The following is a 17371-nucleotide window of genomic DNA, read 5'->3' as shown; positions in this document are numbered from 1 at the left end:
GGGGGAATGTCGTGTGGGTAAACGAAATAAATCAAAACGTTTCGTTCAACAAGGTGCCGATGCCGTGTATAAACATGATGAACGCATTCCGTATCATATGACGTATGAAGAAGCGGAACGACGCAAAGCAGAAAAAGCGGATCATGCAAATCTTGGGGGCTTTTAATATGGGGAATCCGTTATTTCAACAAGCGAAAAAAGCGGTTGCCAAAGCAAAAGAAGAGCGCACTGAACGTGCCATCGCTTTCGCAAAAAATACGCTCTCATCCGCTTTTGCGAACGCTAACGACGCCGAGCGAAGACAACTACACGATTTACAAGATGAACTTGATGCTTTGTAAAAAAGCTGCGCACGCTGCGCAGCTTTTACTCTTTTCGGAAAAACCCGACGACTTCTGTCGTTTGCATGATGTTCGTGAACGCCTTCGGGTCGACTTCTTTAATAATGCGTTTTAAATCAAACAACTCATAACGTGTAATGACAATCATTAACATATCTTTATCCTCATTTAAAAATGCACCTTTTGCTGGAATGACAGTAATGCCTCGAATCATTTGCGACTTGATCGCTTGTTTCATCTCTTCCCCTTTTGTCGTAATAATAAGCGCGGTTAATTTTTGATGGCGCGTATGAATCGCATCAATGACGCGCGTTGTCACATATAACGTCACGAGCGTATATAACGCCTTCTCCCAACCGTACATATATCCAGCCGTTAAAATAATAATCGAGTTGAGCGCAAAAATGTACGTCCCAACAGATCGATCGTTTACGCGCGACAACACGAGTGCAATAATGTCTAATCCTCCTGTCGACGCCCCCCATTTTAACGTCCAACCCGTTCCGACAGCCGCAATGACCCCACCGAATACCGCATTTAATAAAATGTCTTCAGAAAGCGAACGAACGGGAATAAGTTCGAGAAATAGCGACATAAATACAACGCTCAAAAAGCTATAAAACGTAAAAGACTTCCCTACTTTTTTCCATCCTAAAATAGCGACAGGAATGTTAAATACAAAAAGCAACAAACCTGTCGAAATCGCATAAGGTGTGTAGTCGCCGACAACTTTAGAAATAAGCTGTGCAGCTCCAGCAAACCCGCTCGTATATACGTTCGCTGGAATTAAAAATAAATTCATGCCGATGGCGTTTAATAATCCACCGATGATGACGACAAATAGTTTTTTTACGTCCACAGAACATCCTCCTACAAAGCACTAAGATTGTTTTTTTTCATCATAATCGCTACACTTAAAATAAGTACATACATAGGGGTGATGGAAATGAATATTAAAATTATAGCGGATAGCGGGTGCGATTTGCCACTTTCTTTTATACAAGAAAAACAAATTGCTTTTTTACCGTTAGCTGTACATATAAACGACCGCGACTACGACGACCAACTAACCGTTCAACCAAAGCAAGTGTACGATGCGATGCGCAATGGGGACGTGCCGAAAACGTCGCAAGCGAAACCGTCACAAATGGAAGAGCTATTTACGACATTCGCCAAAGAAAACATCCCTGCCATTTATATTGCCTTTTCTTCCGCTTTGTCAGGTACATATCAAACCGCTGTCATGATAAAAAACGATGTGCTTGAACAATACCCTCACGCAAAATTGACGGTCATCGACTCGAAATGCGCCTCACTCGGTCTTGGGCTTGTCGTGAAAAAAGCGGTTGAGCTTGCGGAAAGCGACATGCCGTATGAACATGTCGTGACAACCATTGAAACGTATTGTCGTCATATGGAACATATTTTTACGGTCGATGATTTGCAATATTTGGCACGTGGCGGGCGCGTCAGCAAAACAGCGGCGTTTGTCGGTGGAGTATTAAACATTAAACCGCTTCTTCACGTCGAGGACGGAAAGTTAATTCCGATTGAAAAAGTGCGCGGACGGAAAAAAGTACTGAAGCGCATGGTCGAACTTATGCAAGAGCGCGGAGCAGACGTGCAAAACCAACTCATCGGCATTAGTCACGGCGATGACGAACAAACGGCGCTCGAACTAAAAGCGATGATTGAAGAAACGTTCGGTTGCAAACAATTTTTCATTTCTGAAATTGGCGGCGCCATCGGAGCGCATGCTGGTCCAGGCACGATCGCCCTCTTTTTCTTGAATAAACAACTCGAGCAATGATTACACTACTTTTCAAAGGGGGCAAGAATATGACGAGCGATAACGACAAAAAAGCAAAAGACAATAATGCCAAACGACACGAAAAAAATATGGAGCGCGAAAAAAACCGTCAAGCTGGCAAACGCGCCTACTCAAAAGAAACGAATCATTTGTAAAGAAAAAGATGCTCGCGCGGAGCATCTTTTTCTATTTCATTTGAAACTTTGCCATCGTCCGTTGTAAATCATCTGTAAGTTGACGCAACGTCGTCACTTTTTCGCTCATTTTTTTGAACGCTTCTAACTGCTCCACCATCGACGCGGCAATTTCTTCGCTGCCTGCTGCCGATTGTTCAACGACCGCACTAATGCTTTCAACATTTTGCAAGACGTTTTTGCCAAGCTCTTTCGATTCATTCATGCCGATGACAAGCGCTTGAATATCGGTCGTAATATGGTGTACTTTTTTCTCAATGGCACTAAACGCCTCCGTCGTCGTTTCAATGGCTTTCGTTTGTGCTTCAGCAATATCTACCCCACGACGAACGGCTTCGGTGACGTTCGTTAACCCCGATTGAATGAGATGAACCATCTCAAAAATTTGGCTTGTCGCTTTCGATGATTCTTCTGCCAGTTTGCGCACTTCTTCCGCGACGACTGCAAATCCTTTCCCTGCCTCCCCTGCACGCGCCGCTTCAATCGCGGCATTTAACGCCAATAAGTTCGTTTGCGTCGCAATGTCAGATACTGCTTTTGCCATATCTTCAATTTTTCTTGCATACGTCGCAAACTGTTCCGTCGATTGTTCAATGGAGGCAGTCGCCTGTGCATTTTCATCAATAAACGCTTTTTGTTCCGCTAACGCCGCTTGACCGTGCACAATCGCTTCGACCGCTTCATCGCTATAACGAGCCGTTTGTTCGGTACGCCCAACGTTTTCTTGTACAGTATGTTCCATTCGTTCAATGAGTTGTACCGCATGTTGTAAATCTTCGGAAATGCTTTGCGCTCCGGCTGACAATTCGTTTGTTGATACAGCTACTTGATTATTAATTTCTGTTAACGTTTTTGTTTCCTCATCAATTTCTTTCGCAAACGCCTCTACTTGCTTACTGACTGTATCAACCGATTGAAGCAAGCCATTCAGCTGATCAGCCATCGTTGCAAATGCTTCATTTAAATCAGCAAGCTCGTCTCTCCCGCTATACTTCACAGGCTCAATACGCAAATCGCCGCTTGCAATTTGTTTCGCATTTTCAGCGATTTTTCTTAGCGGCACCGTAATTTTTTGTGTTAGTCTAAATCCGCTAAATCCTGCAAACAATAATACCACTGCAATCGCAACGAGCGAAATCGTAATAACGCCTGAAATTTGTTTTTGTAACGTTTGTTGCATGTACGTATAATATTCGCTCACATATGTGTTGACGACATATATGTCGTTTAATACCCCTTCTGCTCGCATCGACTGGCGGCGAATTTCTGCTACGTTCCGTGCATCAAGTGCCGCTTTCGATTCTTTAGCTAGCACGTCAAATTTTTTATTCGCTTGTTCAAGTGCAGCACGAATGTACGATTGGGTCAGTCCTTTATTTAATACGCGAAGCAACTTTTCTGATTCTTCCAAATGAATAAGTACTTCTTGTTTATTTCCTTCTGTTGGGCTATATGCATAGTTGCTTAAACTTTGCTTCGTCGCTTTCAGCTCTGCTTGTAAATGTTGCGCCTTCATCATCAGCGGAACGAAATCTTGATTCGACGATTGAATCGAAAGCATATTTATAATAATAAACACAATAATAGCGCCGGCAATGACTGGCGTTGCTAATGAATGAAATAATAATCGTTGTTTAATCGACATCGTATCCCTCCTTTATTGCGTAATGCCGTTTGTCGCTTTTTCTTTCCATTTTTCAAGCGTCGCCTGTTGCTCTGGACTGAGCGTCACGACACGAATCGGTGCTAAATCGACGCCGTTTTCTTTTAACCCAAGTTCGATCGTTCCTTTTGGCACTTCTTTCTTTTCAACATACTGTTTAATGACTGTATATAACGCAACATCTACATTTTTTAACATCGATGTGACCACCGCTTTTTCCGCATAAAAATATTGGTCGCTATCGACACCGATTGCATATTTTTTGTTCATCTCCGCCTCGCGTAGCACCCCGACACCTGTAAACCCAGCCGCCGCATACAACACATCTGCGCCGTTGGCAATCATTTGTTTGGCGATCGTTGCTCCAAGCTTGTCATCGCCAAAATTGCCGGCATACACTTCTTGCACGTTTGCTTCTGGCTTCACCGCTTTTACCCCTTGAATAAAGCCGTTCGCAAACTTCCGAATCAATGGCACATCCGCTCCACCAACGAAGCCGACGTTGTTCGTTTTCGTCAGCATGGCTGCGACAACACCTGCTAAAAAGCTCCCTTCATCTTCTTTAAACGTAATGGACGTAATGTTTTGGAGGTTAGATACCGCGTCAATTAATATAAATTGCTGTTTCGGATATTTTTTTGCGACTTTTTCTAAATCTTGTTGCACCATAAAGCCGAGACCGATAACGAGATCGTTCCCTGCTTCAACAAGCTCGGTTAGCCCTTTTTCATACGTTCCCGTTTCTTTTAACTCACGGTAGTCAAAAAAGATGCCGAGCTCATCTCTCGCTTTCATTAACCCTTGAAATGCCGAGTCGCTAAATGATTGATCGCCAAGTCCGACGTCTGATAACATAATGCCAATTTTCACACGCTCTTTCGGCTGAAAGGAGCTCGTTTGTGAACACCCAGCGGCAAGTAACAAAACGAATGCCATCATGAGTGAAATCATTTTTTTCATAAAATTCCCTCATCTCCTTATCTTTCGATCAAATCTCACTTCATGTATTATATCGACAATATTCGACAGTTTGTTTACTTTTTATATATAAATATTTTGTAAAGTTGTTCATATGTCAACAATCGACTATAATGGAAACACAACAAATTTATATTGAGGTGATATATATGTCAAAAGAAAGTTCATTTGATATTGTGTCGAAAGTCGATTTGTCAGAAGTAACAAACGCCATCAACATCGCGTTAAAAGAAATTCAAAACCGCTATGATTTTAAAGGAAGCAAAAGCGACATTTCGCTTGAAAAAGATGAACTCATTTTCATTTCTGACGATGAATTTAAGCTCGAACAACTCAAAGACGTGCTCATCGGCAAGCTCATTAAGCGCGGTGTGCCAACGGAAAACATTCAATACGGAAAAATCGAACCTGCTTCTGGCGGAACGGTGCGCCAACGTGCCAAACTCGTCCAAGGCATCGACAAAGACAACGCGAAAAAAATTAACACAATCATTAAAAATACAGGTTTAAAAGTGAAAAGTCAAATTCAAGAAGACCAAATTCGCGTCAGCGGCAAAAGTAAAGACGATTTACAAAAAGTCATCGCCGCCATTCGCGAAGCAGACTTACCGATCGACGTCCAATTCGTCAACTATCGTTAAGAAGGCAACACGCCTTCTTTTTTATTTTCAAATAAAATAGTTGAATATTTCTAAAAAATCAGTTACATTTATGAGTAACTTCATACAACATCTTATCGAGAGAAGGGGAGGGACTGGCCCGATGAACCTTCAGCAACCTGACGATCGTCAAGGTGCTAAGTCCAGACAAGCGATTCGCTTGGAAGATAAGAAGGAGCGCACAACGTCTTCTTCTTATGAAGAAGACGTTTTAGTTTGAAAAAGAAACGGAGGAATGGACGTGGGACTGTTAGACGATTTAAAACAACGCATCGTCATCGCCGACGGAGCGATGGGAACGTTATTATATGCGCACGGCATCGACCGTTGCTTTGAAGAATTAAACGTAACGAAGCCGGAAGAAATCGTTCATATTCACGAAGCGTATATCGAAGCAGGCGCTGAAGTGATCCAAACGAACACGTACGGCGCCAACTATGTAAAACTTGCTCGCTACGGTTTGCAGGACGATGTAAAAGAAATCAATAAAGCGGCTGTCCAACTTGCAAAACAAGCAGCAAAAGGACGTGCCTACGTGCTCGGTACGATCGGAGGATTGCGCAGCACAAACAAAAGCACGATTTCGCTTGAAGAAGTGAAACGGACGTTCCGTGAACAGCTGTATGTGTTGTTAAGCGAAAATGTTGATGGACTTTTACTTGAAACGTATTACGATTTCGAAGAATTACAAACCGTTCTTTCCATCGCTCGGAAAGAAACGACGTTGCCGATCATTGCCCACGTCACGCTTCATGACATTGGCGTCTTGCAGCACGGCATGCCGCTTGCTGAAGCGCTTCGTCAGTTAGAACTACTTGGCGCCGATGTCGTCGGCTTAAACTGTCATCTCGGTCCATATCATATGTTGCGTTCGCTCGAAGAAGTGCCGATTCCAACGCGCGCCTTTTTATCGGTGTACCCGAATGCGAGTTTGCCACAATATCGCGACGGACGATTCATTTACGAAACGAGCGAACAATATTTTGAAGAAACAGCCCGCGCGTTTCGTGATCAAGGGGTTCGACTCATTGGCGGCTGTTGCGGCACGACACCAAAACATATTGCCGCGATTGCTCGCGCCCTTCCCGATCGCACACCTGTATATAAAAAAGAAGTGAAACAACGGCATACTATTGTCGTTCAAGAAGCAGAACAAACGAAACAACCTTCCCTTGCCGATCTTGCACGCACGCGACGGTCGATTATCGTCGAGCTCGATCCGCCAAAAAAACTCGGCTTAACGAAATTTTTAGAAGGCGCAAAAGCATTAAAAGACGCACATATTGACGCACTAACGCTTGCCGACAACTCGCTTGCGACACCTCGCATTAGCAACATCGCTGTCGGAACAATCGTCAAACAACAACTAAATATGCGCCCACTTATTCATATTACGTGCCGCGACCGCAATTTAATCGGTTTACAGTCGCATTTAATGGGACTTCATACGCTCGGCATGACCGATGTACTCGCTTTAACAGGCGACCCGTCCAAAGTCGGCGATTTCCCTGGCGCAACGTCCGTATATGATTTATCATCGTTTGACCTCATTTCGTTAATTCGGCAATTTAACGAAGGGCTTTCGTACTCAGGTAAACCGCTCGGACAAAAAACGAACTTTTCCATCGCTGCGGCCTTTAACCCGAACGTGCGCCACTTAGATAAAGCGGTCAAGCGGCTAGAGAAAAAAATTGAATGCGGGGCGCACTACTTTTTAACACAACCGCTGTATAGTGAAAAACAAATCAAAGACGTATATGAAGCGACAAAACATTTACCAACGCCGATTTACATCGGCATCATGCCAATTACAAGCGCGCGCAACGCTGACTTTTTACATCATGAAGTGCCAGGCATTACGCTGTCAGACGACATTCGTGCCCGCATGGCTGCGTGCGCCAACGATCCTGTTCAATCGACAAGAGAAGGCTTGGCGATCGCCAAATCACTCATCGATGCAGCATTCGATTTATTCCGCGGCATCTATTTAATTACGCCGTTTTTACGCTACGACATGACGGTCGAACTCGTTCACTACATTCATGAAAAAGAGCGGCTCACAAAAGAAAGGACGGTCTACTATGGCTAGTTTATTTGAACAGCTTGAGAAAAAAATTTTAATTATTGACGGTGCGATGGGAACGATGATTCAAGCGGCCAACTTAACAGCGGACGATTTCGGCGGTGAAGCGTACGAAGGATGTAACGAATATTTAACACTCACTGCTCCTCACGTCATTTCACATATTCATGAAGCTTATTTTGCCGCAGGAGCAGACATCGTTGAAACGAATACGTTCGGAGCAACACGCATCGTCTTAGACGAATACAACCTCGGCCATTTGGCGCTTGAATTAAATATCGAAGCAGCAAAACTTGCGAAACGAGCGGCGGAAAAATATACAACAAGCGATCACCCTCGCTTCGTTGCTGGCTCGATAGGTCCAACGACAAAAACACTCTCCGTCACAGGAGGAGCGACATTTGCGGAACTCGTTTCTTCCTATGAAGAACAAGCGCGTGGCTTACTGCTTGGCGGCGTTGATTTGTTGTTGTTAGAAACGTGCCAAGATACGTTGAACGTGAAAGCTGCTTTTCTCGGCATTACCGAAGCGTTCAAAACGGTTGGCAAGCAAGTGCCGCTTATGATTTCTGGAACGATTGAACCGATGGGAACGACGCTTGCCGGGCAAACGATCGAATCGTTTTTTATTTCCATTCAACATATGAAACCATTTGCGGTCGGTTTAAACTGCGCCACAGGTCCTGAATTTATGACCGATCATTTGCGCTCACTCGCTTCATTAGCGAACACCGCCGTCAGCTGCTATCCGAACGCTGGTCTTCCTGACGAAGAAGGACATTATCACGAAACGCCAGACATGCTCGCAAAAAAAATTCGCCAATTTGCCGAAAAAGGATGGCTAAATATCGTCGGCGGCTGTTGCGGCACGACGCCACAACATATTCAAGCGATTGCCGAAGCCGTACGCGACATTCCACCGCGTGCGATCCCGAAACAGTTTGCGATGCACGCCGTCTCTGGCATCGATGCGCTTATTTATGACGAAACGATGCGACCGCTCTTTGTCGGCGAACGAACGAACGTCATCGGTTCGCGCAAATTTAAGCGGCTCATCGCGGAAGGCAAATACGAAGAAGCGGCAGAAATTTCCCGTGCCCAAGTAAAAAATGGGGCGCACGTCATCGACATTTGTTTGGCGGACCCTGACCGCGATGAAAAAGAAGATATGGAGCAATTTATTCAACAAGTCGTGAAAAAAGTGAAAGTGCCGCTTGTGATCGACTCGACCGATGAAGACGTCATCGCCTGCGCATTGTCGTATTCGCAAGGAAAAGCGATCATTAACTCTATTAATTTAGAAGATGGCGAAGAGCGGTTTGAAAAAATTGTTCCACTTCTTCATCAATACGGGGCAGCGGTCGTCGTCGGCACGATTGACGAACAAGGGATGGCGATTGACGCGAAACGAAAGCTAGACATCGCCCTTCGTTCGTACGATTTGCTTGTTAACAAATATGGCGTCTCACCACACGATATTATTTTCGATCCGCTCGTTTTTCCGATCGGCACAGGAGACGAACAATACATCGGCGCAGCAAAAGAGACGATCGAAGGCATTCGTCTCATTAAACAACATTTGCCAAACTGTTTAACGATGCTCGGCATTAGTAACGTGTCCTTCGGTTTGCCACCTGTCGGACGCGAAGTGTTAAACTCCGTCTTTTTATACCATTGCACACAAGCGGGACTTGATTATGCAATCGTCAATACAGAAAAATTAGAGCGATTCGCTTCCATTCCAGAAGAAGAAGTACGCTTAGCCGAGGCATTGTTGTTTAATACGAATGATGAAACGTTAAACGCCTTTATTCAATTTTATCGCGATAAAACGAAACAGCCGAAACAAAAAGACGTCCATATGACGTTAGAAGAACGGCTCGCCACATATATCATTGAAGGAACGAAAGATGGGCTGATCGAAGATTTGACGCTCGCCTTACAAACGTACAGCCCGCTTGACATTATTAACGGGCCGCTCATGAACGGAATGGATGAAGTCGGTCGCTTATTTAATGATAACCAGCTTATCGTGGCCGAAGTGCTGCAAAGCGCAGAAGTGATGAAAGCAGCGGTCGCCTTTTTAGAACCGCATATGGAGAAAAATGAAACGAGCGTGAAAGGAAAAGTGTTGCTTGCGACCGTCAAAGGCGATGTGCACGACATCGGCAAAAATTTAGTCGACATCATTTTAAGCAACAACGGGTTTCGCGTCGTCGATTTAGGCATTAAAGTAACACCGCAACAGCTCATCGAAGCGGTGCGTCACGAACAGCCCGATATGATCGGCTTATCGGGGTTGCTTGTGAAATCCGCGCAACAAATGGTGCTCACTGCACAAGACTTAAAACAAGCGGGCATTTCGCTACCGATTTTAGTCGGCGGTGCAGCGTTATCGCGCAAATTTACCGATACGAAAATTGCCCCGGAATATGACGGCATCGTTTTATATGCGAAAGACGCGATGGAAGGACTTTCGCTTGCGAATCGCATCGTCCAACAAGACATCGCCTATGAGAAAAAAGAAAAAATCGAACATGTCACAAAACGACAAAGCGCCGTCGCCGTTATGACAAAATCGAACGTGAAGCCAGCGCCTGTTTATGTTCCGACCGATACAGAGCGACATATATTGCCACACATTCCGCTTTCCCATATTGAACCGTACGTCAATTGGCAAATGCTTCTCGGTCACCATCTCGGTTTAAAAGGAAACGTTAAAAAACTGCTGGCGGAAGGAAATGAAAAAGCGACGATGTTAAAAGAGTTGATCGACGAACTGCTCGCTGAAGCCAAACAAACAACGTCACTTGCACTAAAAGCGGTATATCAATTTTTCCCAGCAAAAAGCGACGGCGATACGGTCGTCATTTACGACCCGCGCGATCAACAAACGGTTATCGAGACATTTACGTTTCCAAGACAAACGAAAGCACCGTATTTATGTTTAGCCGACTATCTTTCTCGTGAACAAATCGACTACGTCGGGCTATTTGCCGTCACCGCTGGCCGAGGCGTGCGCGATTTAGCCCAACGTTTCAAAGAAGAAGGGCAGTTTTTAAAAAGCCATGCGATTCAAGCGTTAGCGCTTGAACTCGCAGAAGGATTAGCGGAGCGCGTCCATCAAATTATGCGCGACCGCTGGGGCTTTCCTGATTCGCCTGATTTTACAATGGAAGAACGGTTTGCAGCAAAATACCAAGGACAACGTTTTTCTTTCGGCTACCCTGCTTGTCCAAATCTGGAAGACCAAGAAAAGCTGTTCCGCCTTTTACGCCCAGAAGAAATCGGCATTCATTTAACGGAAGGCTATATGATGGAACCAGAAGCGTCCGTTTCAGCGATCGTCTTCGCCCATCCCGAAGCAAGATACTTTAACGTGTTGTGAAAAAGCTGATCGCCATCAGCTTTTTCACAATATCCATTCTTTATAAATCAATCCCTTTCATCGCTTGAACGCCTTGATGATAGTAATGTTTCACTTCTTTCATTTCCGTCACTAAATCAGCAAGTTGAATGATGTCCTCTTTTGCGCCTCTTCCTGTCACGACAACATGCGTATGCGCTGGCTTATTCAGCAACGTATGCACAACATCTTGAAGTGGCAAAACATCATCAATCGGAAACGATGTAATCGCTAACGCGACGTTTAGCTCATCTAAAATAACGATATCGTACTCTCCTGACAGCACACGTTCTTTCGCGAGCGCCCACCCTTTTTGTAACGCTTCGCGATGCTCGGTCGGCGTTTTCGTCCATGTAAATCCTACACCTGTTTGATGCACGCCAATGCCGAGCTGCTGTAATACTTTCGCCTCACCATATGGACGGTGCGGCGACTTAATGAATTGAATGACAATCACTTTTTTTCCATGTCCTGTCGCGCGAACAGCAAGACCGACTGCTGCAGTCGTTTTCCCTTTTCCGTCTCCCGTATAAACAATCACCACGTTTCTTCCACCCACTTTAACCGATCATGCAGCTTCACAACATCCCCGACGACAATAATGGCAGGAGAAGAAAGTTTTTTCTCTTGTACGATGTCAACAATCGTTTGTAACGTGCCAACGACCGTCCGCTGCTTATTTGTCGTTGCCCATTCAATCACTGCGACAGGTGTATGGCCATCTTTTCCATGACGTTGCAGCTGTTCACAAATGTAACCGATATTTCCCATCCCCATATAAAATACAATTGTATCCGTCGCATGACTGAGCGCATCCCAGCGAATGCGATCACGTTCCCCGCTTTGGTGTCCCGCAATAAACGTGACTCCACCCGCATAGTTGCGATGCGTCACCGGAATGCCCGAATATGCTGGCGCTGCCACACCAGCTGTCACACCCGGCACGATTTCATACGGAATGCCATGTGCTCGTAAATATTCTGCTTCTTCGCCGCCGCGACCGAACATAAACGGATCACCACCTTTTAACCGAACGACCGTTTTTCCTTTCATTGCATATTCCACAAGCCATTTGTGAATTTGTTGTTGAATGTTTCCGTGCTTTTTTGGCTCTTTGCCACAATATAAAAACTCTGTTTCTTCTTTCGCATAAGTTAACAACTGCGTATTGACGAGCCGATCGTAAATAATAACGTCCGCCTTTTCGATACACTCCCGTCCATATAAAGTAATCAGCTTCGGATCACCAGGACCTGCACCAACAATGTATACTTTTCCTTTATTCATGATGATCGCTCCCAGTTGATACGTTACCTGACGAAAATGTCGCCATACGAAGCATCGCCATTGCCATATTGACAATCGGAAAGGCGACCGCTGCTCCACTTCCTTCGCCAAGGCGCATATGTAAACGAACGAGCGGCTCTTTGTTTAACAACTGAAGGGCGATGCGATGCCCTGGCTCCACAGACTCATGACTAGCAATCATATAATGAACGACGTCTTCATCAAAACGTGTCGCAACAAGTGCGGCAACGGTACAAATAAAACCGTCAAGCAAAATTGGAATGCGCCGCTCCGCCGCTGCAATCATCGCCCCTGCCATCGCTGCAATTTCAAGTCCGCCGATTTTTGTCAATAAATCAATCGGATCAGACGCTTTCGGCTGATGAAGCATAAGTGCTCGTTCAATGACTGCCCGTTTATGTTTCACCGCCTCATTATGAATGCCTGTTCCTTTCCCGACAAGCTCTGCAACGTGGCGACCGCTCATTGCCGCTAACAATGCACTTGCAGTTGTCGTATTTCCGATTCCCATTTCCCCAACGATCAAACAACGAATACCGCTGTCAATCATTCGGTTTCCTTGCCGATATCCGACTTGCACTGCTCGCTCTGCGTCTTCTTTCGTCATCGCTTTTTCGTACGCAAAATTGTTCGTTCCGTACGCCACTTTTTCATTGATGACGCTTTCTTCATGAATATCAACCGCCACACCAACATCGACAACTGCAAACGTGGCGTCAATTTGTTTACTAAATACGTTAATCGCGGCTCCGCCACGTGCAAAATTAAGCACCATTTGCGCCGTTACTTCTTGCGGATAAGCAGACACCCCTTCTTTTGCGATGCCGTGATCGGCTGCAAAGACGAGCACGCCCGGCGGTGTCACGCGCGGAAAACGTTCCCCTGTCATTTTCGCAACCTCGATCGCTAGTTCCTCAAGCCGTCCAAGACTGCCACGCGGTTTTGTTAGTTGATCAATATAGTTGCGCACTTCTTCCCCGATTTGTTTATAAAGCATGATCCTCTCCCCCTTGAAATGCGATCATTTTTTGTTCAATCGCTTTTACATCGACATGTGTTTCAATGCAATTTGCCAGATCATCGAATGCTTGCTCACGTAATTGCCGATAAAGCGGTCGCTCCACTAGTGGTGGAAGCTGTTTTTTGCACCGCATATCATTTAACAAGTGATGACGAAACGCATCGTTATGAAACAAATCGTGCATATACGTTCCGATCACGCGCTCATCTTTCGTTTTACACCCATCTGTTTTTCCGTTGAGCAAAATAAGTGGCTCACCGTGTTTCACAATCGAACGTCCCATATGAATTTCATATCCTTTTACATGAAACGTTTTGTTTTTATAGGTTAATCTTCCTTCGCATAACACCGTCGTTTTTTCACACGAAAGCGTCGTTGCCACCGGCAACAAACTTAATCCATCTATATCATCGAGCGGTGTTTCGACATGAAACGGATCTTTGATGCGCTCACCAAGCATTTGATAGCCGCCGCAAATGCCGATGATCGTCACATCCGTTCGCTCATACAAACGCTGGATGTCAGAAAACAACCCTGTTTCTCTTAAAAATTGAACGTCTTCAATCGTATTTTTACTTCCGGGCAAAATAAGTATATCGGGCTCTCCTAATACCGACACATCGGTCACAAACCGCACCGAACAATCCGGTTCAGCAAAAAACGGATCGACATCTGTAAAGTTCGACAGGCGCGGATATTGAATGACCGCAACATCAATCGCTTTCGTATCGTCTTTTTTTGTCGCATACCGGGAAAGCACGACCGAATCTTCAGCATCGATTCGCATCGGCACGTACGGCACAACACCGAGCACCGGCACACCTGTATATTGTTCAAACCAACGCAATCCAGGCTGAAGAAGCGAAGCATCGCCGCGAAATTTATTAATAATGACCCCGATGACACGCTTGCGGTCTTTTTCCTCTAATAGCTGCAACGTGCCAACTAAACTCGCAAACACTCCACCGCGCTCAATATCGCCAACAAGCACGACAGGCGCATTCGCCATACGCGCCACGCGCATATTCACGAGCTCGCGATCGTTTAAATTTACTTCCGCTGGGCTGCCAGCTCCTTCAATGACAAGACGATCGTATTGTTGCATCAATGTGTCGAGCGACTGTCGAACGAGCTCAAGACCGATATTAAAAAACTCGTTGCGATAAGCGGTCGCTTTCATATTTGCATACGGTTTTCCATGCACGACAATTTGCGCTTCTTGATCGCGGCTCGGCTTAATTAAAATCGGATTCATATGCGTCGTTGCCAACACACCTGCCGCTTCCGCTTGTACCCCTTGCGCGCGCCCGATTTCTTTTCCATCGACTGTCACATATGAATTGAGCGACATATTTTGTGATTTAAACGGTGCCGTCTTCCAGCCGTTTCGTGCAAAAATGCGGCAAAAAGCGGTCGCAATGACACTTTTTCCAGCATCCGAATGTGTTCCTTGAAACATAATCGGAAGCGCCTTACGCATCGCACTTCACCTCGCAACACATTTTCAGCCATCGTTCAACAATCGAAGGGTTGGATGGAAAATAAAAATGAACGTAACCAGCGACGAGGCGTTTGTCCATATAACCATCTTTTTTGCATCCGCGCAACCCTTTTGTTTCATACGCAAACTTCCCTTCCGTTCTCGGAATAAATGTTGAATAATGAAATTCGTGCCCTTTCGCTCGATCTTGTTCAAACAAAAAATTTCCTTCTGCTCCCATCACTTCGCGATAGCCGAGCGCCGCAAGCGTTCGTTGCATGCGCACATGCCCAGGAATGACGCCGACCATTTCGTAATATTGTCCAGCTGTCGTCACGATCCCTTCTGTTAAATACATAAATCCCCCGCACTCCGCAAGCGTCGGCAAACCACTTTCAATCACTTCGACAATCGACTGTTTTACTTCTTCATGACGCGCCAGTTCCGCGGCAAATTCCTCTGGAAATCCCCCTCCAATGTACAAACCGTCAACGTCATCTGGTACACGTTCGCCGGCAAGCGGTGAAAAATACACGAGCGTCGCTCCATACTCCTGAAGCATCTCCAAATTTTCTTCGTAGTAAAAATGAAATGCGGCATCTTTCGCGATGGCAATACGCACGTCATACGTTTGCTTCGGTTTAAAAAAAGGCGCGCTTGATAGATCATTCGCCTCCGCCAATTCCCATATTGCATCCAAATCAACCGTTTTAGACGTTCGCTTGCCAAGCTCATCAAAAAACGGCTGAAGTTCTCCTCGTTCGACAGATGGAACAAGACCTAAATGGCGCTCTGGAATCGTTACATCGCTCTCTTTTTGCAAATAGCCGACGACAGGAATGTGACATTGTTGTTCAATCGCTTCTTTCACAAGCCGAAAATGTCCTTCGCTTCCGACCCGATTCGCAATGACGCCAACGATACGAACACGCTCATGAAACGATTGAAAGCCGCGTACAATCGCTGCGGCGCTGCGCGCCATCCCTGAACAATCAACAACTAATAATACAGGGCTTTCAGTCATGATGCTAATTTCCGCAGTCGAGCCTTCGTTTGTCGTCGCCCGTTTTCCGTCAAATAACCCCATCACTCCTTCAATGATGGAAAGATGTGCCCCTTCGCTTCCTCTCCGACATATGTCGCGCACAACGTTTTCATTCCCCATCCAACTATCTAAATTGCGTGATCGTCTTCCCGTCACCGCTGTATGATATGTCGGATCAATGTAATCTGGCCCACACTTAAATCCTTGAACAACATATCCTTTTTGTTTAAATGCGCTCATTAAACCGAGCGTCACCGTCGTTTTGCCGACGCCGCTTCCCGTTCCCGCCACGACAATTCTTCTCACCGCTCTCCCTCCCATAGCGCAATCGAAATCGTCACGTTACCGCTTTTTTTCTTCGTTAAAACAAGTTGTTGTTGTCCGCTATATCGCTTCGCGGCAGGTTCGCTGACGCCGTATGCCCCTACATAACGAAACACTGTTTCAGACGGTTCGTCGATTGGGACAGCGTTTAATTGTTCTGCCGTGTAAAAAATAAGTGGCCACTTATATTTGTTCGCGACAGCTAATAAACCTTCTTCTTCTTTTTTTACATCAATTGTACATAACGCTTTTACACTTTTAATAGAAAAACGAAGCTGTTGCAACGTATCGCAAATCACTCGTTCAATCTCTTCTGCACTCGTTCCGCGATTGCATCCGATGCCGATGACAATCACTTTCGGACGATACAACACCCCGTTTTGTAAAATGTCTTCTTCTTCTTTTTCAAGCAAGCGATGCGTCACAACGAGCGCCGCATCCGGCTCCGCTTCAAGCGCTTCGGCAACCGAAGCATACTGCCGAATGTTTGATGGAATCGGCGTATCATACGTCCACCAATTGCGCTCTCCTGATTCTTGTACAATCGCAACATGTTGCTCATTAACAACCGCAGCGCTCACAGGCGTCAAATTGTTTTCATTTTCCCATTCCCACCCGAACGAGCGACCGAATAAATCAACCGCAATCGTTCGCTGTACATCGGATGCTGTCGTAATGACCGGACGAGCGCCAAGCAAATTCGCCACTTTTCTTGTCAGCTCATTGGCTCCTCCTAAATGACCAGATAATACACTAATGACATGTTCTGCTTTATCGTCAATCACAACAACGGCAGGATCTGTTTTTTTATCTTTTAATAGCGGAGCAATCATGCGCACAACAGCGCCGAGTGAAATGATAAGAATGAGCCCGCGATATGCGGAAAACAATTCCGCCAACAGACAGCGAACGTTTCCCGAAAATAAATGAATGCCTTTTTTCGCTTCGTCGCCTTTTGCAAATTTATCAGTGTAATAAACGTGCGCATGCGGAAGTTGGTCATACAGTTTTCTTGCGATTTCTACCCCATGTTTCGTAATCGCTACAACGGCATACATT

The 17371-nt window shown here is 45.4% G+C and carries 16 protein-coding genes and 1 riboswitch; of the genes, 7 read left to right on the top strand and 9 right to left on the bottom strand.

Translation table 11 applies throughout. The annotated features are described in order from the left end of the window. Positions 1 to 13 precede the first annotated feature (13 nt). Both ASC42_RS14000 and ASC42_RS13620 read left to right on the top strand, forming a co-directional pair. Entirely contained in the window at positions 14 to 166 is a 153-nt protein-coding gene (locus tag ASC42_RS14000) for a hypothetical protein (RefSeq protein ID WP_167338088.1), read from the top strand. A gap of 1 nt (position 167) precedes the next feature. Beyond that, positions 168 to 341 carry a DUF3813 domain-containing protein gene (locus ASC42_RS13620; protein ID WP_072242653.1) on the top strand — a complete coding sequence of 58 codons (174 nt, stop codon included), beginning with the start codon at positions 168 to 170 and terminating at the stop codon, positions 339 to 341. Between the two features lie 25 nt (positions 342 to 366). Here ASC42_RS13620 and ASC42_RS03215 read toward each other — a convergent pair whose 3' ends face one another. Next, positions 367 to 1200: a YitT family protein gene (locus ASC42_RS03215; protein ID WP_032100789.1), complete on the bottom strand. Its 834-nt coding sequence runs from the start codon at positions 1198 to 1200 to the stop codon at positions 367 to 369. 87 nt (positions 1201 to 1287) lie between these two features. Between ASC42_RS03215 and ASC42_RS03210 the strand changes: the two genes are divergently transcribed. Both ASC42_RS03210 and ASC42_RS13615 read left to right on the top strand, forming a co-directional pair. Beyond that, a complete protein-coding gene (locus ASC42_RS03210; protein ID WP_055440525.1) occupies positions 1288 to 2151 on the top strand; it encodes a DegV family protein in 864 nt (287 codons plus the stop codon). A 29-nt stretch (positions 2152 to 2180) separates the two neighbouring features. Continuing rightward, complete coding sequence (locus ASC42_RS13615; RefSeq protein WP_003395443.1) at positions 2181 to 2306, top strand: DUF3941 domain-containing protein; 126 nt, start codon at positions 2181 to 2183, stop codon at positions 2304 to 2306. A gap of 31 nt (positions 2307 to 2337) precedes the next feature. On the opposite strand, the gene ASC42_RS03205 is transcribed toward ASC42_RS13615, so the two are convergent. After that, the gene (locus ASC42_RS03205; protein WP_055440524.1) at positions 2338 to 3990 is read right to left on the bottom strand and encodes a methyl-accepting chemotaxis protein; all 1653 of its coding nucleotides are present in this window, start codon (positions 3988 to 3990) and stop codon (positions 2338 to 2340) included. 12 nt (positions 3991 to 4002) lie between these two features. Further along, a complete protein-coding gene (locus ASC42_RS03200) occupies positions 4003 to 4968 on the bottom strand; it encodes a BMP family lipoprotein (protein WP_055440523.1) in 966 nt (321 codons plus the stop codon). Between the two features lie 167 nt (positions 4969 to 5135). Between ASC42_RS03200 and ASC42_RS03195 the strand changes: the two genes are divergently transcribed. The 3 genes from ASC42_RS03195 (at position 5136) to metH (ending at position 11116) form a co-directional block, all read left to right on the top strand. Then, the gene (locus ASC42_RS03195; protein WP_055440522.1) at positions 5136 to 5627 is read left to right on the top strand and encodes a YajQ family cyclic di-GMP-binding protein; all 492 of its coding nucleotides are present in this window, start codon (positions 5136 to 5138) and stop codon (positions 5625 to 5627) included. A gap of 89 nt (positions 5628 to 5716) precedes the next feature. After that, positions 5717 to 5819: riboswitch (SAM riboswitch) on the top strand. Between the two features lie 67 nt (positions 5820 to 5886). Beyond that, positions 5887 to 7734 (top strand): bifunctional homocysteine S-methyltransferase/methylenetetrahydrofolate reductase, encoded by a 1848-nt coding sequence (locus ASC42_RS03190; RefSeq protein WP_055440583.1) that lies wholly within the window; start codon positions 5887 to 5889, stop codon positions 7732 to 7734. Next, positions 7727 to 11116, top strand: a complete 3390-nt coding sequence (metH, locus tag ASC42_RS03185) for a methionine synthase (RefSeq protein WP_055440521.1) — start codon at positions 7727 to 7729, stop codon at positions 11114 to 11116. The genes ASC42_RS03190 and metH overlap by 8 nt, the downstream gene beginning before the upstream one ends. 40 nt (positions 11117 to 11156) lie before the next feature. Here the strand turns inward: metH and cobO are convergent, their stop codons facing one another. Genes cobO through ASC42_RS03155 form a run of 6 tightly spaced genes read right to left on the bottom strand, consistent with a single transcriptional unit; the run spans position 11157 to position 17370 of the window. Beyond that, the gene (gene cobO / locus ASC42_RS03180; RefSeq protein WP_082435674.1) at positions 11157 to 11678 is read right to left on the bottom strand and encodes a cob(I)yrinic acid a,c-diamide adenosyltransferase; all 522 of its coding nucleotides are present in this window, start codon (positions 11676 to 11678) and stop codon (positions 11157 to 11159) included. Then, positions 11672 to 12421, bottom strand: coding sequence for a uroporphyrinogen-III C-methyltransferase (gene cobA, locus ASC42_RS03175; protein WP_055440519.1), 750 nt, complete (start codon positions 12419 to 12421; stop codon positions 11672 to 11674). The genes cobO and cobA overlap by 7 nt, the downstream gene beginning before the upstream one ends. Then, positions 12414 to 13439, bottom strand: a complete 1026-nt coding sequence (cobT, locus tag ASC42_RS03170) for a nicotinate-nucleotide--dimethylbenzimidazole phosphoribosyltransferase (RefSeq protein ID WP_055440518.1) — start codon at positions 13437 to 13439, stop codon at positions 12414 to 12416. The genes cobA and cobT overlap by 8 nt, the downstream gene beginning before the upstream one ends. Next, the gene (locus ASC42_RS03165) at positions 13429 to 14943 is read right to left on the bottom strand and encodes a cobyric acid synthase (protein ID WP_055440517.1); all 1515 of its coding nucleotides are present in this window, start codon (positions 14941 to 14943) and stop codon (positions 13429 to 13431) included. The genes cobT and ASC42_RS03165 overlap by 11 nt, the downstream gene beginning before the upstream one ends. After that, positions 14936 to 16309, bottom strand: coding sequence for a cobyrinic acid a,c-diamide synthase CobB (locus tag ASC42_RS03160; protein WP_055440516.1), 1374 nt, complete (start codon positions 16307 to 16309; stop codon positions 14936 to 14938). Before ASC42_RS03160 ends, ASC42_RS03165 begins: the two co-directional genes overlap by 8 nt. Continuing rightward, positions 16291 to 17370 (bottom strand): cobalt-precorrin 5A hydrolase, encoded by a 1080-nt coding sequence (locus ASC42_RS03155; protein ID WP_055440515.1) that lies wholly within the window; start codon positions 17368 to 17370, stop codon positions 16291 to 16293. Before ASC42_RS03155 ends, ASC42_RS03160 begins: the two co-directional genes overlap by 19 nt. Position 17371 lies beyond the last annotated feature (1 nt).

Source organism: Anoxybacillus suryakundensis, assembly GCF_001418025.1.
In the GTDB taxonomy this organism is placed as follows: domain Bacteria; phylum Bacillota; class Bacilli; order Bacillales; family Anoxybacillaceae; genus Anoxybacillus; species Anoxybacillus tengchongensis.
Note: the sequence above shows the minus strand (reverse complement) of the source record. Positions and strands in the feature narration are given on the sequence as shown.